Source organism: Advenella mandrilli (assembly GCF_016595155.1).
In the GTDB taxonomy this organism is placed as follows: domain Bacteria; phylum Pseudomonadota; class Gammaproteobacteria; order Burkholderiales; family Burkholderiaceae_B; genus Advenella; species Advenella mandrilli.
The window spans coordinates 52863-78148 of record NZ_JAENGP010000011.1 but is presented as its reverse complement, the minus strand read 5'-3'; the positions used below and the strand labels follow the sequence as shown (position 1 = coordinate 78148).

Annotated in this window: 18 protein-coding genes; 9 read left to right on the top strand and 9 right to left on the bottom strand. The window is 51.4% G+C overall.

Annotated features, from left to right (window positions below; translation table 11 throughout):
- The gene (locus tag JHL22_RS10510; RefSeq protein WP_200237003.1) at nucleotides 1–795 is read left to right on the top strand and encodes a thymidylate synthase; all 795 of its coding nucleotides are present in this window, start codon (nucleotides 1–3) and stop codon (nucleotides 793–795) included.
- Nucleotides 796–878: 83 nt separating this feature from the next.
- Nucleotides 879–1367: a dihydrofolate reductase gene (locus JHL22_RS10505; RefSeq protein WP_200237000.1), complete on the top strand. Its 489-nt coding sequence runs from the start codon at nucleotides 879–881 to the stop codon at nucleotides 1365–1367.
- A gap of 179 nt (nucleotides 1368–1546) precedes the next feature.
- Here JHL22_RS10505 and gcvP read toward each other — a convergent pair whose 3' ends face one another.
- The 3 genes from gcvP to gcvT all read right to left on the bottom strand — a co-directional run bounded on the left by gcvP (nucleotide 1547) and on the right by gcvT (nucleotide 6041).
- Nucleotides 1547–4414 (bottom strand): aminomethyl-transferring glycine dehydrogenase, encoded by a 2868-nt coding sequence (gene gcvP, locus JHL22_RS10500; RefSeq protein ID WP_200236997.1) that lies wholly within the window; start codon nucleotides 4412–4414, stop codon nucleotides 1547–1549.
- A gap of 25 nt (nucleotides 4415–4439) precedes the next feature.
- Nucleotides 4440–4814: a glycine cleavage system protein GcvH gene (gcvH, locus tag JHL22_RS10495; RefSeq protein ID WP_200236994.1), complete on the bottom strand. Its 375-nt coding sequence runs from the start codon at nucleotides 4812–4814 to the stop codon at nucleotides 4440–4442.
- A gap of 123 nt (nucleotides 4815–4937) precedes the next feature.
- Nucleotides 4938–6041: a glycine cleavage system aminomethyltransferase GcvT gene (gcvT, locus tag JHL22_RS10490; RefSeq protein ID WP_200236991.1), complete on the bottom strand. Its 1104-nt coding sequence runs from the start codon at nucleotides 6039–6041 to the stop codon at nucleotides 4938–4940.
- Between the two features lie 226 nt (nucleotides 6042–6267).
- Here gcvT and JHL22_RS10485 point away from each other — a divergent pair, with 226 nt between their 5' ends.
- Nucleotides 6268–6597 carry a GrlR family regulatory protein gene (locus tag JHL22_RS10485; RefSeq protein WP_200236987.1) on the top strand — a complete coding sequence of 110 codons (330 nt, stop codon included), beginning with the start codon at nucleotides 6268–6270 and terminating at the stop codon, nucleotides 6595–6597.
- Between the two features lie 32 nt (nucleotides 6598–6629).
- Here JHL22_RS10485 and JHL22_RS10480 read toward each other — a convergent pair whose 3' ends face one another.
- The 6 genes from JHL22_RS10480 to apbC form a co-directional block, all read right to left on the bottom strand.
- The gene (locus JHL22_RS10480; protein WP_200236985.1) at nucleotides 6630–7835 is read right to left on the bottom strand and encodes a BaiN/RdsA family NAD(P)/FAD-dependent oxidoreductase; all 1206 of its coding nucleotides are present in this window, start codon (nucleotides 7833–7835) and stop codon (nucleotides 6630–6632) included.
- The gene (locus tag JHL22_RS10475) at nucleotides 7828–10092 is read right to left on the bottom strand and encodes an arginine/lysine/ornithine decarboxylase (protein WP_200236982.1); all 2265 of its coding nucleotides are present in this window, start codon (nucleotides 10090–10092) and stop codon (nucleotides 7828–7830) included. Before JHL22_RS10475 ends, JHL22_RS10480 begins: the two co-directional genes overlap by 8 nt.
- Nucleotides 10093–10128: 36 nt before the next feature.
- Nucleotides 10129–10692: a dCTP deaminase gene (dcd, locus tag JHL22_RS10470; RefSeq protein ID WP_200236979.1), complete on the bottom strand. Its 564-nt coding sequence runs from the start codon at nucleotides 10690–10692 to the stop codon at nucleotides 10129–10131.
- 114 nt (nucleotides 10693–10806) lie between these two features.
- Nucleotides 10807–16842, bottom strand: a complete 6036-nt coding sequence (locus JHL22_RS10465) for a translocation/assembly module TamB domain-containing protein (RefSeq protein WP_200236976.1) — start codon at nucleotides 16840–16842, stop codon at nucleotides 10807–10809.
- Entirely contained in the window at nucleotides 16839–18623 is a 1785-nt protein-coding gene (locus JHL22_RS10460; protein ID WP_200236972.1) for an autotransporter assembly complex protein TamA, read from the bottom strand. The genes JHL22_RS10465 and JHL22_RS10460 overlap by 4 nt, the downstream gene beginning before the upstream one ends.
- Before the next feature lie 43 nt (nucleotides 18624–18666).
- Nucleotides 18667–19752: an iron-sulfur cluster carrier protein ApbC gene (gene apbC / locus JHL22_RS10455; protein ID WP_200236969.1), complete on the bottom strand. Its 1086-nt coding sequence runs from the start codon at nucleotides 19750–19752 to the stop codon at nucleotides 18667–18669.
- Nucleotides 19753–19857: 105 nt separating this feature from the next.
- On the opposite strand from apbC, the gene JHL22_RS10450 reads away from it, so the two are divergent.
- The 6 genes from JHL22_RS10450 to lysM all read left to right on the top strand — a co-directional run bounded on the left by JHL22_RS10450 (nucleotide 19858) and on the right by lysM (nucleotide 25268).
- A complete protein-coding gene (locus tag JHL22_RS10450) occupies nucleotides 19858–20145 on the top strand; it encodes a hypothetical protein (protein ID WP_200236965.1) in 288 nt (95 codons plus the stop codon).
- A 109-nt stretch (nucleotides 20146–20254) separates the two neighbouring features.
- The gene (gene metG / locus JHL22_RS10445; protein ID WP_200236962.1) at nucleotides 20255–22330 is read left to right on the top strand and encodes a methionine--tRNA ligase; all 2076 of its coding nucleotides are present in this window, start codon (nucleotides 20255–20257) and stop codon (nucleotides 22328–22330) included.
- A 43-nt stretch (nucleotides 22331–22373) separates the two neighbouring features.
- The gene (locus JHL22_RS10440; protein ID WP_234041239.1) at nucleotides 22374–22973 is read left to right on the top strand and encodes a class I SAM-dependent methyltransferase; all 600 of its coding nucleotides are present in this window, start codon (nucleotides 22374–22376) and stop codon (nucleotides 22971–22973) included.
- Between the two features lie 64 nt (nucleotides 22974–23037).
- Complete coding sequence (gene trmB / locus JHL22_RS10435; RefSeq protein ID WP_200236958.1) at nucleotides 23038–23769, top strand: tRNA (guanosine(46)-N7)-methyltransferase TrmB; 732 nt, start codon at nucleotides 23038–23040, stop codon at nucleotides 23767–23769.
- Between the two features lie 5 nt (nucleotides 23770–23774).
- On the top strand, nucleotides 23775–24722 hold the full coding sequence (gene pip / locus JHL22_RS10430) for a prolyl aminopeptidase (RefSeq protein ID WP_200236955.1): 948 nt from the start codon (nucleotides 23775–23777) through the stop codon (nucleotides 24720–24722).
- 111 nt (nucleotides 24723–24833) lie between these two features.
- Nucleotides 24834–25268: a peptidoglycan-binding protein LysM gene (lysM, locus tag JHL22_RS10425; protein ID WP_200236951.1), complete on the top strand. Its 435-nt coding sequence runs from the start codon at nucleotides 24834–24836 to the stop codon at nucleotides 25266–25268.
- The last annotated feature ends 18 nt before the right edge of the window (nucleotides 25269–25286 follow it).

The following is a 25286-nucleotide window of genomic DNA, read 5'->3' as shown; positions in this document are numbered from 1 at the left end:
ATGCGTCAATATGAAGACTTCATGCGCCACGTCTATGAAAAAGGCGTCAGCAAAACCGACCGTACCGGCACCGGAACCCGCTCTGTCTTCGGCCATCAAATGCGTTTTGATCTGGCAGAAGGCTTTCCCATGGTAACCACCAAAAAACTGCATACCAAAAGCATCTTCATAGAACTTCTCTGGTTTTTGCGGGGCGACTCAAACGTAAAATGGCTGCAAGAACGTGGCGTTAGCATTTGGGACGAATGGGCCGACGAAAATGGAGAACTTGGCCCCATTTACGGCGTTCAGTGGCGCTCCTGGCCCACACCTAACGGTGAGCACATCGACCAGATCAGTCAGGTTATTGAACAAATCAACAACAACCCCGACTCACGTCGCCTGATTGTTTCCGCCTGGAACGTGGCGGACATTGGTAAAATGAAACTGCCCCCCTGCCACGCGTTTTTCCAATTTTACGTAGCCGAAGGAAAATTGTCGTGCCAGCTTTACCAACGTAGTGCCGATATTTTCCTGGGGGTGCCCTTCAATATTGCCAGCTACGCCCTGCTCACCCACATGGTGGCTCAACAATGCAACCTTGAAGTGGGCGAATTCATCTGGACCGGCGGCGACTGCCACCTGTATAGCAATCACCTGGAACAGGTCGAGCTGCAACTGTCGCGCGCCCCCTTCCCCTACCCCAAACTCAACATCAAGCGCAAACCCGCCTCTTTGTTTGAATACGAATACGAAGACTTCGAAATTCTTGACTACCAGCACCACCCCCACATCAAGGCCCCCGTTGCCGTATAACCCACACAAGACACACACGCGCAGCAGCAGTATCATTAATTAGCACTACACCAAGTACACTATAAACACCAGACACCCTGCATATGACATCCTTAAACCTCATCGTTGCCTACACTGACAACCTCGTCATCGGCAAAGACAACACCATGCCATGGCACATCCCGGGCGACCTGGCCAACTTCAAAAAAACCACCCTGGGCAGCCCCATTATCATGGGCCGAAAAACCTGGGAATCTCTTGGCCGCCCCCTGCCCGGCAGACGCAATATCGTCATTACGCGTAATCAAGACTACCAGGCCACCGGTGCAGAATGCGTCCCCACGCTTGAAGAGGCTATCAAAGCAGCCACAATAGACGGGAAAGAAAACATTTTTATCATTGGTGGCGAACAAATCTTCCGCCTGTGCCTGGACCAATGCGACAAAGTATATGCCACCGAAATCCACGCCAACATAGACGGCGATACTTACTTCCCGGCCCTGGACAAAACCCGCTGGAAAGAAACCAGCAGACAAACCCAGCCTGAAGAAAACGGTCTGACTTACGATTTTGTTATTTACGAAAAAGCGTAACAGACTGGGGTTTCGTGCCACCACCTCGCACTGAGGTTTGTGTGCCACCATCCCGAACTGGGGTTTGCTAACAACCACCCCGTCAGGCTTCGCCTGCCACCCCTCCGCAGGAGGGGAATTTATCTGTTTTCTTTTAAGGTAAAGGGGATGTCCAAAAGAACGAACCCAAACCAACAACATCAAACATAATCCTCAAGCGGCGGGCAAGTACACACCAGATTCCGGTCCCCATAAGCATTATCCACCCGTGCCACCGGTGGCCAATACTTGCCATCGGGCGACACCGAATGCGGATACGCCGCCTCAACGCGGGAATAACCATGCTCCCAAACATCCGCCACCAGCATCTGCGCCGTATGCGGTGCATTCACCAGCACATTATCCTGCGCATCCACCTGTCCCTTCTCGACCTGCTCAATCTCCTTGCGAATCGCAATCATCGCATTAATAAACCGGTCCAGCTCCTTCAGGCTCTCCGACTCGGTTGGTTCTACCATTAACGTACCCGCCACCGGAAAACTCATCGTTGGTGCATGAAAACCATAATCCACCAGCCGCTTGGCTACATCATCCACCGTAATGCCGCTGCTCTCTTTAACAGGACGCAAATCCAGAATACACTCATGCGCAACACGCCCATTACGCCCCGTATACAACACCGGATAATAAGGCGCCAGCCGCTTCGCCATATAATTGGCATTCAGCAAAGCCACCTCGCTGGCCCGCTTCAGCCCTTCGGCCCCCATTAGCGCAATATACACATAAGAAATGGGCAAAATACTGGCAGATCCGAAAGGCGCTGCCGATACCGGCCCAATAACTGAACCCGCGTCACATTGACCCTGCGCATTCAACACCGCCGGCAAAAAAGGCGCCAAATGTGCTCGCACCGCAACCGGCCCCACACCCGGCCCACCACCGCCATGCGGAATACAAAACGTCTTGTGCAAATTAAGGTGGGACACATCAGAACCAAACAAACCTGGCTTGGCCAGCCCCACCATCGCATTCATATTTGCACCATCAAGATAAACCTGCCCGCCTGCCTGATGCACCAAATCGCAAATCCCGGTAATCGCCTCTTCAAACACCCCATGCGTGGAAGGATAAGTCACCATTAAGGCAGCAACCCGCTCACCCACCTTTTCCAGCTTCGCCTTAAGATCACTCACATCCACATTGCCATTTTCATCGGTGGCCACCACCACCACATCCATACCCGCCAAATGGGCCGATGCCGGATTGGTGCCATGGGCAGAGGCAGGAATTAAACAAACATTGCGCTGATGTTGTCCATTGGCCTGATGATAGGCACGAATCGCCAAAAGCCCGGCATACTCGCCCTGGGCGCCTGAATTGGGCTGCAAGCTAATCGAATCGTACCCCGTAATTTCACACAAGGCCCGTGACAGGCGTTCCAGCAACGCCTGATAGCCAGCCGCCTGATCGCGGGGAGCATAAGGATGCAGGTTCGCAAACTCGGGCCAGGTAATGGGAATCATCTCGGCCGTTGCATTCAACTTCATGGTGCAAGAGCCCAATGGAATCATGCTGCGGTCCAGTGCCAGGTCTTTATCGGCCAGACTGCGCAAATAACGCAACATATCGGTTTCGGAATGAATACTGGAAAAAACAGGATGCGACAAAATAGCCGACTGCCTGGCCACACTATTAGGCACAAAAACATCCAGTTCGGCATAAAGCCCGGCCACATCCGGCGCTTGCTGCTCAACACCTTTGGCAATCACATCCACCAATTGCTGAAGATCTTCCAGGGTAACCGTTTCATCCAAAGACACGGCAAAACTGTCTCTGTCAGGCTGGCGCATATTAATTTGCGCATTCAGGGTCGCGTTGATCACCTCTGTCGCCAGGGCGTTTTTTATATATAGCGTATCAAAAAAAGTGTCATTGACCGCACTCAAGCCCATACGTGCCAGGGCTTCTTTTAACACCAGCGTGCAAACATAAACCCGCTGCGCAATCGCACGAATACCATTGGCGCCATGGTAAACCGCATACATACTGGCCATTACCGCCAGCAAAACCTGGGCGGTACAAATATTGGACGTGGCCTTTTCACGGCGAATATGCTGTTCACGGGTTTGTAAAGCCAGCCGTAATGCCGGGTTACCCTGTGCATCAACCGAAACACCCACCAGACGGCCAGGCATATTGCGTTTGAAGGCATCTTTACAAGCCATGAACCCGGCGTGCGGGCCGCCAAACCCCAAGGGCACGCCAAAGCGCTGCGCACTGCCCACCGCAATATCGGCATGCCATTCACCCGGTGCTTTCAGAATGGCCAGGGCCAGCAAATCGGTAGCCACCGCGACCACCGTGCCTTTGGCCTGCAGGGCCGTGGTCAAGCCAACGTAATCAAGCACCCCACCAAGACTATGCGGATACTGCAGCAATACCCCAAAACAATCCGGGATATCTTCCAGCTCATTGCCACAAACCACCTCTATCCCCAGGGCTTCGGCACGAGTACGAACCACCGCGATGGTTTGCGGATGACAGTGCATTGACACAAAAAACACCTTGCTTTTGGATTTGGATACCCGTTTAGCCAGTGTCATGGCCTCGGCCGCGGCCGTTGCTTCATCAAGCAAAGAGGCATTAGCGACTGGCAAGCCGGTCAAGTCAGCCACCATCGTCTGGAAATTGAGCAAGGCCTCTAGCCGGCCCTGGGAAATTTCTGGCTGATAAGGGGTATAGGCGGTATACCATGCCGGATTTTCAAGAATATTGCGTAAAATCACATTAGGCGTGTGTGTGCCGTAATAGCCCTGCCCTATATAATTTCTGTACAGTTTGTTGCCCGATGCGATTTTTTTAAGTTCACCAAGCACATCGGTTTCACTGCGAGCATGATCCAAAGCCAATGGTTCTTCAAGGCGGATACCCGAAGGAACAATTTCCTCAATCAAGTCATCCAGGCTTTCAGCGCCAATAACAGACAGCATTTTTTTCTGCTCGGCCTCGGTGGGCCCTACGTGTCGACCAATAAATGCCTGGGACACATCCTTATGTGTACGCAACATATTTTCTATCCCATAAAAATGGAGACTATTCAGCCTGTTCCTGATAACCGGCGGCATCCAGCAAACCTTCAAGATCGGCCGGATTATTGGGTTTGATCTTGAAAATCCAGTTTACATAGGCATCTTCGTTGATCAAATTGGGCTCTTCTTCAAGAGACTGGTTGAAAGCCACAATTTCACCATCCACCGGCGCGTAAATATCTGAAGCTGCCTTCACCGACTCAACCACCGCCGCCGTTTCTCCTGCACTCAGGGTCTCGCCTACATTGACATCACCCACATAAACCAGATCACCCAGCTGATCTTGCGCATTGTCGGTAATGCCAACTACAAAAACATCTCCCTCAACCAAAATCCACTCATGGGTTTTAGTGTATTTACGATCGGTAGGCAAATTCATTGATAACTCCTGATTTATATAAAAAAACACGTTTCACACGTGACATTAGCATTAATTTATTTTTAGTGATGTACTTTTAAGGTTTATGTATGATGGCCTGTCATACAGCCGGATCAAGATACCTCAAGACACCAATGGCTTGCCATGACGCACAAAAGGCAAGGCGCACAAAGTAGCCGGCAGCCATTTACCACGCAACTCCACCTGCACCGGCTCACCGGCCTGAACGCCTTCGGGCAAACGGGCAAAACCAATAGAAAAACCCAAAGTGGGTGACATGGTACCACTGGTTATCTCGCCATCACCCAATTCGGTCCTGACTTTCATATGTGCCCGCATCACGCCACGTTCATTCAGTTTTATACCCATAAAGGCATTGCGCTTTGGCGCTTGGCTAATCGCCTGGCGACCAATAAAATCCCGGGATTCATCTTTAAAACTAACTGTCCAGTTCAAGCCCGCCTGGGCGGGTTGAACAGTTTCATCCATATCCTGGCCATACAAGTTCATGCCGGCTTCAAGGCGCAAGGTATCACGGGCTCCCAAGCCACATGGCCTGACTCCCTGCGCCAGTAACTCGTTCCAGAAATCCACCACCTGACTGGCGGGCAAAACAATTTCAAAACCGTCCTCTCCGGTATAGCCGGTACGGGCCACCATGAAATCCGGCTCAACAAAGACAGCCGTAAATGCTGACAAGGATTCGGTTTGCATTTTCAGGCCCGAACGGATATTCCAGACTTTTTCCCGGGCATGCGGCCCCTGTACGGCAATCATGGCCAGATCATGTCGCGGTGTAATCACCACCCGGCCATGCCCTTCCTGTTGGGCCTGCGCCTGCAGCCACGCCACATCAACCCCGGCCCTGCCGGCATTCACCACCAGGCGCCAGTTATCAACCGCAAAGAAATAAACGATCAGGTCGTCAATCACGCCCCCGTCAGGATTGAGCATGCAGCTATATAAAGCCTTGCCCGGCACCGTGAGTCTGGCTACATCATTGGCCAGCACGCGACGCAAAAAATCAAGTGTGCCCGGCCCTGAAACATCCACATTCAGCATGTGAGAAACGTCGAACATGCCCACGGCATTGCGCACCGCGTGGTGTTCTTCGATTTGAGAACCATATGACACCGGCATGTCCCAGCCGCCGAAATCCACCATTTTGGCGCCTAGTGAGAGATGGATGCCGTGCAGGGAGGTAGATTGAAGATTTTCAGATGACATGGGGAAACCTTGGTTAAATTTCTAAAAATTATATTACTAATTTACAGGGGTAAATAAGCTGTTTACTAGGTATTTACCAGAGATGCCCTATAGACAAATTCATGATACAAACTAACCTCCTGGTTTTACCAACCATTAAAACTTAATGGGCCTACATACTTTTGCAATATCCCTGTCATGCTAAATCTGTTACTGTAGACCCGATTACAACCAAAAGGAGAAAACTATGGACAATGGTTTTTACGCAACCCTGATTGCAGAATCAAAAACGAACCCTGGCATTACGGTTATTGAAGATGCCCGTATACGCGGCGGTGACGCCAATTATCTTTACTCGGGAACCATTCAGGCAACAACCCCTGATGAAGTGGTTGCCAACCTGAAAATCAGGGCCTATCAAACCCAGCCCAATGCAACATTTGGCACCATAGACGATTCTTTCGATCTGTCCCTGACCGGCATCAAAACCGAAACCGGCTTTGAAATGACGGGCTACTCACCCAGCGGCCGGGAAATAAAGATTGAAGCCACCAAAATAGCCAATATAGATTTATAGGCTTTTATACGGATATTGCGGGCCGCCTGCTTTTAAAGCTCCTGCCCACAAGCTACCCCGGATGCCCAAGCCCACTGGAAATTATAACCACCCAGCCAACCTGTTACATCAACCACTTCACCTATAAAATACAGGTCTGGCATTTTTTTAGCCTGCATGGTTTTTTGATCCAGTTCGGCGGTATCCACCCCCCCTTTCATGACTTCAGCTTTTTTATAACCGGCCGTACCGGTGGGTATTAATTGCCAGTCATGAATCAGGGCGGCCAACTCCCTTATTTTCTTATCGGGCATATCAGCCAGGCGCGTATCCTGGGCAATCCCCATATTTTCAAGCCAGCACTCTACCAGCCGTTTGGGCCACATACCAGCCAACACCGTTAACAACTGCTGCCGGCTGCCCGATTTCTTTTCAATCAAGGCCGACTCAAGATTTTGTGCAGGCTGCAGATTGAGCATAATGGGCGTGCCCGGTTCCCAATAGCTGGAAATCTGCAAAATGGCCGGCCCCGACAAACCCCTATGGGTAAACAGCAAATCTTCATCAAATTGCGGTTTCTTTTTTCCGCTGCCGGTGGCCACCACGGTTTCCAGGGAGACGCCCGCCAACGTACTAAAATGCCGCCAGGTGTCAGCATCAAACGTAAGCGGTACCAATGCCGGACGGGGCTCCACCACTTTCAGGCCAAACTGGCGGGCAATTTTCATGCCATAGTCGCTGGCACCCAACTGGGGAATCGCCATCCCGCCAGTGGCTACAACCAGCTTTGCGGCGCGAATGATGCCAGTCGATGTTTGCAGCACAAATGACTGGTTTTCCTGCCGGTTGATGTCATTAACCGTACACCCCATGCGCCAGGCCACCTTGCCCAGCTCACATTCGGCCCGCAGGACGTGAATAATGTCTTCGCTGGAGTGGTCACAAAACAATTGCCCCTTATGCTTTTCATGCCAAGCAACCTTGTATTTTGCCAGCAAAGCCAGGAAATCCTGTGGCGTATAGGCTAACAGGGCCGAACGGCAAAACCGGCCATTATTGGAAATGAATTGCTGGTGCGTCGTACCCAGATTGGTGAAATTGCAACGGCCACCCCCCGAAATGCGAATTTTCTCGGCCAGCTTGGTGGCATGATCAATGAGCACCACTTTCCGGCCGCGCTGGCCGGCAACGGCGGCACACATCATGCCTGCCGCCCCCGCCCCTATGATGGCAACATCAAATACGGCCCCGTTACTCATCAAGTCTCAGACAGTCCACGTAAAGCCGGGTATTGCCATTTTTATCAACTTCACTACCCAAACCATGAATAAACGTTTCAAAACCGGGAAATTTCTTATTGAAGGAGCGGGCAAACTGCAAATACTCAACAATGGTTTTATTGAAGCGCTCGCCTGGAATTAACAGGGGAATGCCCGGAGGATAAGGCGTTAACAAGACACCGGTTACCCTTCCTTCAAGATCATCAATACTCACCCTTTCAACATCGCGGTGCGCCATCTTGTCGAAAGCATCAGACGGTTTAAGCGCAGGCACCATATCACTTAAATACACTTCGGTGGTCAGGCGGGCCACGTCATGCTCCCGGTAGGCCTCGTGAATCATCTGGCATAATTCGCGCAGCCCCATATGTTCGTACTGTTTATGTTTTGCGCAAAACTCGGGCATGATACGCCACAGTGGTTGATTACGGTCGTAATCATCTTTAAACTGCTGCAGGGCCGTCAGCATGGTGTTCCAGCGACCCTTGGTGATGCCAATGGTAAACAGAATAAAAAAGGAGTACAGACCCGTTTTTTCCACCACGATGCCATGTTCGGTCAGGTACTTGGACACCAGCGAGGCTGGAATACCGTTTTCTTCAAAGCTGCCATTAATATTAAGCCCGGGGGTAATAATAGTGGCCTTGATCGGGTCAAGCATGTTAAAGCCTTCGGCCAGATCTCCAAAACCATGCCACTCTTCACCGGAACGCAAAAACCAGTCATCTTGCGTGCCTATATCATCGGGCACCAAACGATTCGGTCCCCATACACGGAACCACCAGTCATCTTTACCATACTCGGAAGCCACCTTGCGCATCGCACGACGAAAATCCAGGGCTTCCTTGATGCTTTCCTCTACCAGCGCAGTACCGCCCGGGGGCTCCATCATGGCAGCCGCCACGTCACAGGAAGCGATAATCGCGTACTGTGGCGAGGTTGACGTATGCATCAAGTAGGCTTCATTGAAGATATTACGGTCCAGTTCACGGGTTTGGGACTCTTGCACCACAATTTGGGAAGCCTGTGAAATACCCGCCAGCAGTTTGTGGGTAGAATGCGTGGCATACACCATGGCATTCTTGCTGCGCGGGCGCCCTTCACCAATGGCATGCATATTGTTATAGAACTCATGGAAAGCCGCATGCGGCAACCAGGCTTCATCAAAATGCAGGTTTTCAACCATGTCACCCAGTTTTTCCTTAATCATTTCAACGTTGTAAATAACACCGTCATAAGTACTTTGGGTAAGTGTCAGGATTTGCGGTTTCTTGTTTAGCGCATTACGGGCAAACGGGTTGGCTTCAATTTTCTTAAGAATATTTTCGGGTTCGAATTCTTCAAGGGGAATAGGACCAATAATACCCAGATGATTACGGGTGGGCCGCAAGAAAACCGGGATGGCGCCGGTCATGGTAATGGCATGCAAAATAGATTTGTGACAGTTGCGATCTACCACCACCACGTCATTGGATGCCACGTTGGCATGCCACACCACTTTATTGGATGTAGAGGTGCCGTTGGTGACAAAAAAGCAATGGTCAGCATGAAAAATACGGGCTGCATTTTTTTCGGATTCGGCCACCGGCCCGGTATGATCCAGCAATTGGCCCAGTTCTTCTACCGCATTGCAGACATCGGCACGCAACATGTTTTCACCAAAAAACTGGTGAAACATTTGCCCTACCGGGCTTTTAAGGAAAGCTACCCCACCCGAGTGGCCCGGGCAATGCCAGGAATAAGAGCCATCCTGGGCGTATTTAACCAATTCACGGAAAAACGGTGGCGGCAGGCTGTCCAGATAGCTGCGCGCTTCGCGGATAATATGACGCGCCACGAACTCGGGCGTATCTTCAAACATATGAATGAAGCCATGCAATTCACGCAGGATATCATTGGGAATATGCTGGGAAGTTCTGGTTTCACCGTACAGGTAAATAGGGATTTCGGCATTGCGAAACCGCAGTTCACCAATAAACGCACGCAGGTTTTTAATGGCAAACGCGACGTCTTCGGGAGAGTCCACATCAAACTCTTCGTCGTCGATGGATAAAATAAAGGCACTGGCCCGGCTTTGTTGCTGGGCAAACGAGCTAAGGTCACCATAACTGGTGACTGCCAGCACTTCCACCCCTTCTGCCTTGATGGCATCAGCCAGGGCGCGCACACCAAACCCGGAAGCACTTTCCGAGCGAAAATCTTCGTCAATAATAACGATGGGAAAGCGAAACTTCATTCGAAACTCCTTCACTCACAATACCGTGAGCAACTATTATGTTCTTGGCAGTGTTACGCCCTGTTGACCCTGATACTTGCCGCCACGGTCTTTATATGAAGTTTCACACTCTTCATCACTTTCCAGAAACAGCATTTGGGCACATCCCTCACCGGCATAAATTTTGGCGGGCAAAGGGGTAGTGTTTGAAAACTCAAGCGTCACATGACCTTCCCATTCGGGTTCCAGCGGCGTGACATTGACGATAATGCCGCAGCGGGCATAGGTACTTTTACCCAGGCAAATGGTTAACACGTTACGGGGAATCCTGAAATACTCCACCGTACGGGCCAGGGCAAAGGAATTGGGCGGAATAATGCATACATCACCCTCAAAATCGACGAATGATTTTTCATCGAATGATTTGGGGTCGACAATCGTGGAGTTGATATTGGTGAAAATCTTGAACTCGCTGGCACACCGCACGTCGTAACCGTAACTGCTGGTGCCATAACTGACGATTTTTTCACCGTTTACCGAGCGAACCTGCCCCGGTTCAAAGGGTTCGATCATGCCGGCAGCCGATGCCTCCCGGATCCAACGATCATTCTTTATGCTCATTGCCTTACTCTCAGTGAAATTGCACAGACCGGTTTCGTCTTGTTCTACAAAACCGAGCCTATAATTTAAAATGGAATTGTAGCCTTACCTGAAGGACTGCAACCCTGATTTACCCTAATCCCTGAAAAAACGCCGGTAGACCAATTCAATACCATTAGTCGTACCCACTTTTGCATCAACCGTTAAATATCTAAGCAGTTTATAACTGGCCTTGACCACCGTACCGGTTCCGGCCAGTGCCTGTTCTACACTACCGGTAACCCCATTGCCAAACTTCTTGCTGGCCACAAAAAACTGGGTGGCCAGGTTACTGGAGGCATCAAATTCAAGGCCGGAAGCCACGGTTTGTTCAGGCAGCACACTACCAGACTTACCCAGGTCACCGGTACGCACCGCAATATCATCAATGCCCAGTTGCCGGTAAAACGGTTCACCGCCCCCCAAAATAGAGGTACCCACAGAAAACAGCAAGGCAATATCACCGCCGTTGCTATCCGGCCCCCTGCCCATAATCAACCAGGAAAGTTTTTCAACTTCGCTGACATCGGGGTAAGAAACCAGGGTAATTTTTGGTCGTTGGGCGGTACCCACTACGCGCAGGCCGGCCTCCACCTCTTGGCCAGTCCGCAGGGCTTCGATATCCAGCACAGGATTCGCAATATTACCCTGGAAGGTAATAAGCCCGCGGCGAATCTGTAACCGCTGCCCATAGGCCTCGATGGCACCACCACGGGTGCGAAATGCCCCTAAGCCCGTCAATCGACCATCTCTTTGTACAATATTCAGATCACCCACCAGACCCGAGTTCAGGCCCATCCCCGCCAGATAAAACCGTGGCCCCAGATCAACCGTAAAATCCAGATCCAGGTTTGTTGTAGATTCGCTTGGCACCACTTCTTTCTGACCCGGCTGCAGCACAACCACGTCACTATCCACCGACGGCACCGTTCCCAGAATGTCAATACTGGCCCAACCGGCATCGACCGTTACCTTGCCTGCAATATCAATATTCGGCAAGGAGGCATCAATATCAACATTACCACTGACCATGGCAAAACGGTCTGCCCTTTGCACAATCGGGTAATGGTCAAGTACCACTTTTGCATTGCCCTTGGCTGTCATCAGATTCCATTGACCGGTAATATTCATGTTGCCGTTCTGGGCCTGTGGGTTTTCTTCAATCCATTGCCGGGTACGCCACTCGGTTGGGACCACCCTGATTACCGAAGGAAAACGCAGGGAATTGATGACAAACTCGTTATTACGGAAGGTTCCCCTAAGGGTTCCGTCAAGCAGGCGTACCCCATTGTCAATCTGCACAACCCTTAATTTATCGCCCGTGACAGTACCTGAAGAGACCCATTGGCCGGACGCACTGCTTTGCACCATCATGTCTATATTGACGCTGCCCCCCAGGTCAAGCAGATCTCCGGTAAAGGCCGAGAGCCAGGCAATGTTGCCCAGTTTGCCTTTAACGGCAACATTGGTGCCACCATTCAGGTCTGGCACCAAACCATTCATCCGGCTATTAACGCGAGCCGTCAAGGTACCGTTTTCCCGGGTATCAATCAGCAGATCGGCCAAGACCTGGCTTTGTGTTCCCGATACCGGATTAGCCCTGACCCCCAGGGACATTTGCGTCAAACCCAAAGCCAGGGGATTCTGAAGGGGAACCACGAAATCCCCACCCGTGCGCTTCAGGTTAGCCGTACCCGCCAGTGCACCATTAAATTGCAAGTCCCAGTCAAGATCAAAGAACAGGTTTTCATCAATGACCTGCTTCTTGCGATTATCAACAATACCGCCGTTACTGTTCTTGTTGTTTTCCAGCATACCCAGTGCATCTTGCAGGTCTTTGACCAAGGCAGGGTTAATTAACAGGCGATTGATGGCTCCCTTGCTGGCCCAATTTCCATCCTGGCCACTGGCACCCTCTTGGTTGACCACAACATCATGCCTGCCTGGCAGGCCAATTTTCAATATAGAAGCGCCCAGTTGCCATTCGGGTTTGCCGCTCACCCCTGCAGGCAGGAACATGGCATCTAGCGGTTTTTCCTGATTGGCCGAGAAGCCGGCATGTGAAACCTGAAACCGGTCAAGAGAACCTTTCCAGCCATCGGTTCCCGCAGACAATTCTCCCCAGAAACCCTTCAAGCCTACATCAAAACTGACAGGCGCCTGGCCCAGCTCTTTGGACTTACCCTGTGAAAACGTGCCTTTAAGCCCAAGAATATGACTGGCCAGTGAACCATCCAGATTAGCGTTTACAACCAGGCTACCCGGCAAGCCAGGCCAGAAGTCGGCAAACCGGGGCGCATTGACCGCCAGCGCCAGCTTGTCTGCCGCTTGTCCGAAAGCGCCTGATGACTTGATGGTACTGCCGCCCAGCCTCAGGTTGATATCCGCCTTGGGAATCGTATAAATATGCGGATCAATGGCGCCAAGCGCCACCCCTCCGGATGAACCCAGTTGACGCAGCAAGGAAACATCGACACTGCCAGCCAGCTTCTGATTGTTCCACTGGCTGCCCTCGTCAACACCCCCCTTGACATGCACACTCAAAAGGCCGACCTCCGGAGACAGCTCCGAATCCAGCGCCAGCTTTGTGCTAAGCACCGAAGGAGGAATAATACCTTCAAGCCACTTGCCCAGCGCCAGCTTTTGCGTGGCCAATGACCCAAGGATGTGATAAGAGCGGTTTGCCTCGTTGGGTGTTACCGTGACTTCGGTCTGCAAAGCAGAGCCGTCAGGCAAACCCAGGCTGATAGTGGCATCGTGCAAATAATAGGCAGACAGCATATCGGCATTAATATTGGCACTAAGGCTTGATTTTTCACCCTGGCCCGAAGCCGTCAAATTAATAAGGTCACCTTTACCATCGCTACCCGGCTGCTGCGTTATATTCAGGCTTAGCGCATGGAAATCAAGCGGTACCGGAGTGGCAAACGGCAAGACACCCGTACCATTGGTTCGCTTAAGGTTAAAACTGCCCAGCAAAACCCGGTCAAATGCCAAATCCCAATTGGTATCCAGCACAACTTCCTTTCGTTCCTCTTTCTTTTTACCATTGACGGCCACCCGTTTTTCTTTCAGGGTCGGGTCCAGTAATTGCCTGACCTGATCAATCAGCTCGGGGCTAATCGCCAAATCCCTGATTGCCCCCCTGGTTTGCCATTTTCCGTCACCCCCTTGGGCACCTTCCTGAAAAATAGATACCCGATGATTATCGGGCAACTCAAGACTTAACGCCGACGCGCCCACCGTCCACTGGGTTTGGTCGCCAACGGCAGAAGGCAAGAGCGAAAACGACAGAGGTGAGGTTTGCTGCAAACGGATGCCGGCATGTTTGGCATCCAGTGTATGAAGGGTACCCACCCAACTATTACCTTCGTTGGCACGGGCCCAACGCCCCCCAAGATCCAGATCCAGTGTTACCGGTGCCTTGCCAAGACGATTATCGGCAGCATCGGCATACATGGCCTGCAAGGCCAGTTTGTGATTGTGCAAATTGCCATCCAGGACACCGTTAAAATTAATACTGCCTGGCAAGCCCGGCCAGAATGAGGCCAGTATGGGCGCATTCACATCAAGCGCCAACTGGCTGTGTTCTTCACCAAAACCGCCTGAACCGGCAATCCGGTTATTGCCCAGCACCAGGTAAATATCGGTATCCGAAATGCTCAGGTTTTCAAAATTGGCCTTACCCTGTTGCGGTGCTGTTGCATCAATCACAACCGAAGCAGACGGGAACAGGCCACTGGTGTTGACGCGGGTTTTCAGATGCCCTTCCAAGGACTGCTTATTCCACTGGCTTGGCTGGTTAAAGCGGGCATCCAGTACCACATTCTTGATTTCCTGCTGATCCAGCAAGTCTATGTCAACCTGGATATCGCTATTCAACAAGGCCTGGGGCACCGCACCCGCCAGCAATTTATCCAGCGCCAGGTTTTCCATGCGCAGCGTGGTGCTGATTTTATCCGCGCTATGTTCACCCTGGTTTTTATGCACCTCGGTTTTCAATTGCAGACGGGAGTTATCAGTCAGGGCAAGGTTGACATGACCATCCCGTAAAGGAAAAGGCGAATCCAGATCAAGATTCAGGCGCATATCCAGGGAAGACCGGCTACCCTGCCCGGTACCGCTAATGACCATCAGCGCAGGCGCGTCAGCTTGTTGAGTTTCATTCACCTGGATACTCAGGGTATTGAGATCTAGTGGTATGTTCACATCCAGCGGCAAGATGCTATCGCCTGCGGTACGCTGCAAACTGACCGCACCCGACAAGGCCTGCGCTTGCTGGAAATCCCAGTTGCCATCGTAAATGACATCGGCTATTTGTTTAGCTTTTGCCGCGGCCACCGGTTTGGGGTCGTTTCCACTGGCCAATGCCTGCTGGATATCAGTCATTAATTGATGACTGATTGTTAAGTTAGAGAACGCTCCTTGCGTTTTCCAGCCGCGCTGGCCGCCTTCTGACAACAAATGTTCCAGGGTTCCCGGCTTGCCATTTAAAACCAGCTTGAATTGCGAGGCACCCGCTGACCATTGCGGTTCCTGGTCACGGGCATCCGGAGCCAGATAAAGCGCCAGTTTGTCCTGCTGCTCAAGGCGAATATTGCCATGCTGTACCGTCAGGCCGGCCAGATCGGCCCGCCAAACAGGCTGGCCCTGCTCATTTTGACCCAATACACCTTCTAACCAGGTTTCCAGATTAACGGGGGCCTTGCCTAACTGACGGGAATCCGATTGGGCAAATGTGGCTTTCAGGAGCGCGTCATGCTTGGCCAACGAGCCATTTACCTCACCATGTAGATTGCCCCTACCTTCAAGACCAGGCCACAGGCTGGACAATTCGGGCAGGTTGATGTCCAGTAACAAACGGCTGTCGGCATGCCCAAAACCACCCGAGGAGCGGATTTTATTCTTGCCCTGAACCAGATCGATATGCGCATTGTCAATATAAAGACCATCGACCGAAGACAGGTTCTTGAGCTGTAAATTAATATCGCCCGACAAGGTTTGCCGGTTCCAGCGACTGGCTGCATCTATGTTGGCCTGCAAGTCAAGCTGATGCAGTTGATCTGGCCCGTCAAGGTCTGCCTTAAAATCGACACGGGCAGTTAATAATGACTCTGGTACAGAACCAGCCAGTACTTGATGCAAGGCCAGCCGGTTGCTAAGCAAACTTCCTTCCAACCGGTCACTGCCATTAATACCCTGTTTTTCTTTCAGTTCGGCATCCAGCGACAGTGAAGAACCATTTTCAAGAGCCAGTGCCAAATGTGCGTTTTCAAGCGGAACCGGCGCAAACAGATTTAAGGTGGTATTGGCGTCCAGAGTTACCCCCTGCCCCTTGCCATCCAGATCAATCCCCAGGTTTTCGGCCGAACCCCGTGCCTGCAAGTTCAGATCAAAGGTGCAGCGGCCACTGTGCTGTCCCCGAAATACCGAGGTCACCAGGAAGCGGTCCAGGCAAATAGGTGAGTCCCGGTTTTCGCTGGATGCCTTGGCTTGCAAATTCAGTGCCAATGGCCAGGGCGACTTGAGCTGGGTAACTTCAAGATTGCCGCTTACATCGCTATTGACCAGGTCGTGAGCGATATGCAGGCTGTCTATTTTTGCCCTGGCCTGTTCCTGGTTAAGCAGCAAATTGGTCACCCAGAACCCGCTTAGTCCGATGGGTAAATCACTGCCATCGGCCTGCACGAGTGCAAACCTGCCAATACGAATCGTATCCACTTCTATGGTTACCGGCAAACCGGGCATGGTAAATGACCCGGTATCCGTGTCAGGCTCGGGAGACGCCACCGATAACAGGCGAACATCCAAGTCGCCCACTTCCATCTGCGTGATTTTAAGACGCCGGTTAAAGAGCGCCAGCCACTTGACCTGCACACGGGCATTGGTAGCCACCACGTTAACCTCGGGGGTATCAATAAGCAATCGCTCAAGTTTAAGGCCACGCCAGATGGTCCCTTCAACCTCGCCCATTTCACCGCCCACCTGGGCCAGCACATTGCGCAACGTCCATTTACTGCCAGCGCTGGTACCCAGCGCCCAGAACAGAAAAGTGGCAAACAGAAAAAGCACCAGCAAAGGGGTGACTTTCCAGTTAAGCCATTTTTTAAAATGCCTGCGGACCCTGCTCAAAATGCCACTCCTAACGAAAAGTGCAGTCTTAATTTACGGTCGCGCTGCCCCCAGGCCAAATCAAGTGACAAAGGCCCGGCCGGTGTCTTGACAATTGCACCCACCCCATAGCCCACGGCAATTTTCATTTCCCGGAAAGAGGGGGCCGCATCACCGGCATCAAGAAACACGCTCATGCCAAAACGATCATCAAAGTAGTGCATGTACTGGGCACCCACCACCCCCAGTGAACGGGTGCCCACAACGGCATTCCCCGTGTCACGACCGAACTTATTATATCTATAGCCCCGAATAGAGCGGGCTCCTCCGGTCCGGTAACCAAAGTCGTCTGGGATAGGCGTGTTTTTAGAGCCCACTACCTGTCCGGCTTCCGCCCGTAGCGTAAAGACATCTCTTTTACCCACCGGCCACCATTTCTGCACCCGTAAACTAACCCGGCCAAAAGTCTGCTGCTTGTTTAACGTCATGCCGGCCCCCAGCCCCAAGGCAATCAGGTTACCGTCCCGGGGATCGTAACGGTCGTTAATATCCCGTCGTAAAAAATCCCAGGTACCCACCACCGTTGGCAGAGAATAACGCGCTTCGTTTTCACGCTTGATTGAGTCGTAAGCAACTAACACCCCCCAGTTGGATTCGTAATCAACCCGGCTTTCAGGGTCCAGTTTGAATTCACGTTTGCGTTTCCAGCCTAAGCCAAAACGCGTGACCTCTTCATTTTGAATATCGGAATGGCGGGCCATTACCCCAAAACTGTCCCGTGAACCATCGTAATTGGGCGGCAAGGTAAAATCAAGAAAGGCACGCTGGCTTTTAAAGTCGGCACCTGCCCCCGCTTCCATAATAACCGGCAGTCCCCAGACAACATTTTTCGTATAAAGCCCCTCAATCCGGATTCCGCTGATGTCGTCCACCCCCAAGGAGCCGGCAACAGAACTTGCCGGGCCTTCGGTTACCCGAACAGACACCGGCAATTCCACCTGCTCCCTGTTGTAAACGTCAGAGCCTTCGGGAGTTTTAAGGGAAACGAATGCGCCCCTGAAAAAATTGGTTGACTGCAACGCCTGCTGCCAGTCATCAAGCTGCTCCTGAGTGTAGGGGTCGCCGGGCTTATACCGTATATAACGACGCACCAGGCTTTCGGGAACTCGACGCAGGCCAATGACCTCTATATTGCCCAAGGTCACTGCCGGACCACTATCGACCTCTGTCACCGTGTTAACCGTTGAGGTTTCGGGATTAACCACTGCCTGGGAGTGCGTCATGCGGGCAAGATAAAAATCCCGACCCATGACGCCATCAAGCAAAGCGCTTTTTGAAGAACTCCAGCGGGCATTGATAAAATCGGCATCAACGGGCAAGCCCCAGTTTTTTTTCAGGGACGCAACCCGCTGTGCATATTGGGCACCGATAATACTGCCAGCGAAGCGATTTTCCACCGACGCCACTTTGGCCACTTTACCTAGTTCTATATAAATATCCCAGGTTTCACCACCCACGTCTTCACCCACTTCAAGGGTCACCTTGGGGGAAAAATATCCTTGTGTGGCAAGGGCGGAAATCACGGCATCACGCCCCCGGCTGCGAATCCGCTCGGCTTCGCCACCGTCCTGGTCATCGGCCAGCCGAACCACAGCACTAATGCCATCATTAACCGTTTTCAAAATTTCAGGACTCAAACCGCTGGGGTCAATCACCACCTCGGGTTTGCCAGCAGCAAACACTACAGAAGTGGCAAACAGGATGAGCGGTAAAAAAGTGGCGTGCCGGGCTTTAAAGTACATCGGATTAAATGGTTAACAGGTTCGTACTACATATAATTTAATTTTATAACGGTTTTACCACTACTGAAGGAAACTTGCCACTCATATCTACCGCCAAATCGGAAACCGCAACGGCCAGTTTTCTGGCGATATGACGATACGACCGGGCGGCCTCGCTGTCTGGATCTGACACCACCGTCGGGTTGCCAGAATCTGTTTGCTCTCGGACTGCCAGCGTAAGTGGCAAGCTGCCCAACCACGGCACGCCCAGCTCCTGCGCCATCTTACGACCGCCATCCTGACCAAACAAATGCTCGACATGACCACAATTTGTACATACATGCATGGACATATTTTCAATCACACCCAGAATGGGCACATCAACCTTCTGGAACATGCGCAGGCCTTTGCGGGCATCGGCCAGGGCAATGTCTTGTGGCGTAGTAACAATAACCGCCCCCACAACCGGCACTTTCTGCGCCAGTGTCAGGGCAATATCGCCGGTTCCGGGTGGCATATCCACAATCAGGTAATCCAGGTCAGGCCAATTGGTTTGTCTTAGCAATTGCTCAAGAGCCTGGGCGACCATGGGGCCACGCAAAATAGCCGGTGCATCGCCGTCTATCAGGAAGCCAATCGAGTTTACCGCAATGCCATGCCCTTCAAGGGGTTCCATGCTTTTACCATCGACGGACTTTGGCTTGCCTGAAACACCCAGCATCAGTGGCTGGCTGGGACCATAAATATCAGCATCAAGGATACCCACTTTGGCGCCAGCCTGCGACAGGGCAAGTGCCAAATTAACAGAAGTTGTACTTTTACCTACCCCGCCTTTGCCTGAAGCCACCGCAATAATATTTTTTATTGATGCAATTGGTTTCAAGCCTCCTTGAACTACATGGCTTTTGATACCATCTAAGTAATTGATTTGGGTTTTCGAGGCGCCCGCCCTGGCACAGGCGTCTTTAATCTGCTGTTCGATATTGTTTTTATCTTCGGCAGAAGAGTAACCCAGAAACAATTTGACTTCTACAGTATCGCCCTTGATGTCCAGGTCCCTTTCCTTGAATTTTTTAGCCAGGGACGTGCCGGTAAGCGGATCCTGCACAGACTGCAGTTCGGAAAGAATGGTGTTTATTTGTAAACTCATGATTTCATCACTTTTAAACTTACTTGAGTAGAATAGTCAATCATACCGTTTTTATTATCAGCAGGTGAAGATAAACCTGCCACTCTCATGGGGTTTCCACACATAATGAAAGATTTTCTAGACAGCATCCTGAAAAGCGTCCTATTTGTCATTCTGGCCATTGTCGGCCTGTGCATGGCGTTCATCTTCATGGCATCAACCGCCATTGCCCTGGGTATCATGTACATTATTGCCCGCGTTCGCGGCCAAAACTTTTCAGCTGGCCAATTCTGGACACAATCCCGTACCCGGGCACGCCAGACGCAAACCGACTTCCAGGAAAAATTCCACAAACGCAAATTTTCCACCAGCGCCAAAGACGTGACCGACGTCGAAATACGTGAAATCAAATAAAAAACCGTTTTTCACTCACGCTTTAGTAAATACCACAGGCACTTATTGGCGCCAGGCCGGCATTTTCGTCTAAACTCACTCAATTGTTTAATTTTTACTGTAATTGTTCATGACACGCACGATTTTTGTTACTACTGCACTCCCTTATGCCAATGGCTCATTTCATATTGGCCATATCATGGAATATATCCAGGCCGATATCTGGGTTCGCACCATGCGCATGTCGGGCCATACCGTTCATTTTGTCGGTGCCGATGACGCCCATGGCGCCCCCATCATGCTTAAAGCCGAAAAAGAAGGCATCAGCCCGGAAGAACTCGTTGCACGCTATGCCAATGAACGCCCCACCTACCTGAATGGTTTCCATATCAAATTTGATCACTGGCACAGCACCCACAGTGAAGAAAACGTGCAGCTGTCTGGCGACATTTACAAAGCCCTGAAAGCGGCCGGCTTCATCAGCAGCAAAACCATTGAACAGTTTTACGATCCGGTCAAGGGCATGTTCCTGCCAGACCGCTACATCAAGGGCGAGTGCCCCAAATGCCATGCCAAAGACCAGTATGGCGACTCCTGTGAAGTGTGTAGCGCCGTTTACGCCCCCACCGAACTGATCAACCCATACTCTACCCTGACCAATGCAACCCCGGTATTGAAATCGTCCGAACACTTTTTCTTCAAGCTGTCCGACCCGCGCTGCGTTGAGTTCTTGCAAGACTGGACCAACGGTACCAATGCCCGTGGCCAGAAGCGCCTGCAAAACGAAGTGCTGGCCAAAACCCGTGAATGGCTTGGCAACGCTAACGACAGCGAAAGCGAAAGCAATCTGAACGACTGGGACATTTCTCGTGATGCGCCCTATTTTGGCATTGAAATTCCCGATGAACCCGGTAAATATTTTTATGTATGGCTGGATGCGCCGGTTGGCTACCTGGCCTCTTTAAAAGCCTATTGCCAAAAAACCGGCCTTGATTTTGACGGCCTGCTGGATCCCAATGGCAATACCGAACAGGTTCACTTCATTGGCAAGGATATTATTTATTTCCACGCCCTGTTCTGGCCCGCCACGCTTAAGTTTTCAGGCCGCAAAGTGCCCGATGCCCTGTTCGTGCACGGTTTCATTACCGTGAGCGGCGAAAAAATGTCCAAAAGCCGTGGCACCGGTATTTCACCCATCAAGTATCTTGAGCTGGGCATGAATGCCGAATGGATGCGCTACTACATTGCCGCCAAACTGAATGCACGCGTTGAAGATATTGATTTCAACCCCGACGATTTCATTGCCCGCGTCAACAGTGACCTGATTGGCAAATACATTAACATTGCCAGCCGCGCCGCCAACTTTATCAGCAAACACTTTGACGGGAAACTGGCTTACCAGGGCGACATTAACGCGTTCACCACAGAAATCGCCAGTGTCACCGAAAGCGTTCGCAACGATTTCGAAGCCCGCGAATATGGCCGCGCCATCCGTACCCTGATGGCTTATGCCGACAAGGTCAACCAGGCCTTTGACAATGCCCAGCCCTGGATCCTGGCCAAAGGCATCAGCACCGCCGATGCCGCCCAAAAAGAAAACCTGCAAGATATCTGTTCACGCGCACTCGCCGGGTTCAAAGCCCTGTCGGTAATGCTCACGCCCGTATTGCCAGCACTTTCAAAACAGATTGCAACCGAACTTTTCGAGCAGGATAGCGGCTTCACCTGGCAAAATGCCACTCAATTGCCCGAACACATCGCACCCTTCAAACATCTGATGCAACGGGTTGATCCCAAAATGCTGGACGACCTGTTCGAGCCCCCTGCAGAGGAAGTGGTTATTCCCGGCGGTGAGTCCGTTGCCGAGACCATCAAGATTGACGATTTCAGCAAGATTGACCTGCGCATTGCCAAAATTGTCAATTGCGAACATGTCGAAGGATCAAGCAAACTGTTACGAATGACACTCGATGTCGGAGAAGGCCGTCACAGAAATGTTTTCTCTGGCATAAAAGAAGCATATAATCCAGAAGAACTGGTGGGTAAACTAACCGTTATGGTTGCCAACCTGGCTCCTCGTAAAATGAAATTCGGTGTTTCCGAAGGTATGGTGCTTGCAGCCAGCCATGCCGACGAAAAAAACAACCCCGGCATTTACATCCTCGAGCCCTGGGAAGGCGCGCAACCCGGTATGCGTATCCACTAAACCAAGAAGGCAAGATCAATTTATCTCGCAACAGGATGCGCATATGGATGGAGTCTGGTGGCAACAAGCCAAAAAGATCAGCAGTATCGTAAAAACAGCAGGTCCGTTCATGTTCCTCCAGGAGCTGATCAACCAACCTAAGTTTACCGGTGCCATTTGCCCCAGCTCCAAAAAGCTGGCCCGGCAAATGGCCAAACACATACCCTTGGACAACGATGGCATCGTCATCGAACTGGGCGGGGGCACTGGCGTCATCACACAGGCCATCCTGGATCACGGCATTTCTCCCGACAAACTTTATGTGGTTGAGTTTTCTCCCACTTTCGCCCGTCATTTAAAAGCCCGTTTTCCTCATATCACCGTCATCAATGGCAATGCCGCCCATCTGGACGCGCTTATTCCACACGACGCAAAAATAAACACGGTGGTTTCCAGCCTGCCCCTGATTTCCCTGCCTCCCGACACCTGTAGCCAGATTCTGCAGCAATGGCATACCCTTTTAAAAGGGCAAGGCCTGGCCATTCAATTTACCTACAACCTGCGCTCACCCCTATGGAAAACCCACATCAAGGCCAGCCAGTATCACAGTGAAATTGTCTGGGGCAACATTCCCCCTGCCAAAATCATGACATTTAAGTTTTAGTACCCATATTGTCAACTTGTTGGTCCGTATCAAATACAATTACGGCTTAACTAGTGAAATCGACATGAGTACTGAAAACACAAATCCCGAACTGGTTGCCGAAGGCACCGAAAAGCCCGAACAACAGTTCGGGCACATCAAAAGCTTTGTTCACCGCCGCTCTCACATGACGCCTGGCCAAAAACAGGCCATAGAACGGCTCATGGACCAATGGTCTCTTGCCTACCAACCACGTTGCCTGAACTACGAAAAAGTGTTCGGCAGACAAGCACCCACTATTCTTGAGATTGGTTTTGGCATGGGTGAAACCACCGAAAAAATTGCCCTGACCCGCCATGAAGAAAACTTCCTGGGTGTTGAAGTCTTCAATGCTGGTGTAGGCGCCATGCTAAAGCGCATCGAAGCGTCTTCGCTGAACAATGTACGCATTATCCAGCATGATGCCGTAGAAGTGGTCAAGGACATGCTGCCTGCCAACAGCCTCGCGGGCGTGCATATTTATTTTCCCGACCCCTGGCCCAAAAAACGGCACCACAAGCGCCGCCTGATCCAGCCCGAATTTATAAAGCTGCTGGTTAGCCGATTGCAACCGGGCGGCTATATTCATTGCGCCACCGACTGGGAAAATTACGCGGAACAAATGCTGGAAGTCTTGTCGGCCAACCCCGAGCTGGAAAACACCGCCAACGATTACGCCCCCAAACCCGACTATCGCCCACAAACCAAATTTGAAACCCGGGGCCTGCGTCTGGGTCACGGTGTGTGGGACCTGGTGTTTAAAAAGAAAAAGGATTAGTCCCTATGTACCCACCCATCGAACCCTATAAAACCGGTTTTCTGGAAACTGCCGACGGCCATCAGGTTTACTGGGAACTTTGTGGCAATCCCCACGGGAAACCGGCGGTATTCCTGCATGGCGGGCCGGGTTCCGGGTGTGGTGCCCAACACCGCCAGCTGTTTGACCCGACCAAATACAATGTCCTATTGTTTGACCAGCGCGGTTGCGGCCGCTCACGTCCACATGCCAGCCTGCACAACAACACTACCGCACACCTGATTGAAGACATGGAACGCCTGCGCAGCGACATCATGGGTGCAGAAAAATGGCTGGTCTTTGGCGGTTCCTGGGGCTCTACCCTGTCTTTGGCCTACGCCCAGGCACACCCCAAACACGTTAGCGAGCTGGTGGTGCGCGGTATTTTTACCGTCCGCAAAGAAGAGTTGCGCTGGTTTTATCAGGAAGGTGCATCATGGCTATTCCCCGACTACTGGGAAGACTACCTGGCCCCTATTCCACCTGAAGAGCGTGACGATTTAATTGCCGCCTATCACAAACGGCTAACCGGCAACAATGACGAAGAACAAATCCGGGCCGCCCGGGCCTGGAGCCAATGGGAGGGCCGCACCATCAGCCTGCTGCTGGACGAATCCCATGTCAGCAGCCATATAGAAGACCATTTTGCCATTGCCTTTGCCCGTATCGAAAACCATTATTTTTCGAATAGCGGTTTCATGACAGAAAACCAGCTGCTGGATAACGCCCACAAACTACATGGCATTCCAGGCATTATCATTCAGGGACGCTACGATGCCTGCACCCCGGCCAAAACTGCCTGGGAACTGCACAAGGCATGGCCACAAGCCGAATTCCAGATTATTGCCGATGCCGGCCATGCCTTTAATGAACCCGGTATCCTGAAAGCCCTGATTGCCGCTACCGACAAATTTGCCGATAACGGGTCTACCTGACATTTCTTAACGAATGCACGCTGGGCTTTATCCTGTTTTCGTTGAATAATACATAAGGGGCAGCACAAGCTGCCATCTCTTATTTCAGATAATCAGCAATCAGGAGTTATTATGGGTTTATTAAACTTCATTAAAGACGTTGGCGAGAAGATTTTTGGGGGCAGTGAGGCTAACGCCGCTTCCCCCGAAAACCTGCAAAAAGAATTGGAAAAACACGGTCTGAATGCCGAAGGCCTGGATATTTCTGTAGACGGTGATAAAGTGACGGTCAAAGGCAATGCCGCCACAACCGCCGATGCTGAAAAAATTGCCATTGCCCTGGGCAATACCCTTGGCGTTGCCACGGTAGACAATCAGCTAAACACCGCCAACGCTGAAGCGGAATCAAATTTCTATACCGTTATAAAAGGCGATACCCTTTCAAAAATTTCCAAAGAACTATATGGCGATGCCAACCAATACATGAAGATTTTTGAGGCCAACAAACCCATGCTTAGCCATCCGGACAAAATTTACCCTGGACAGGTTCTGCGCATTCCCCAATAATGCACTGGCATTAATCTA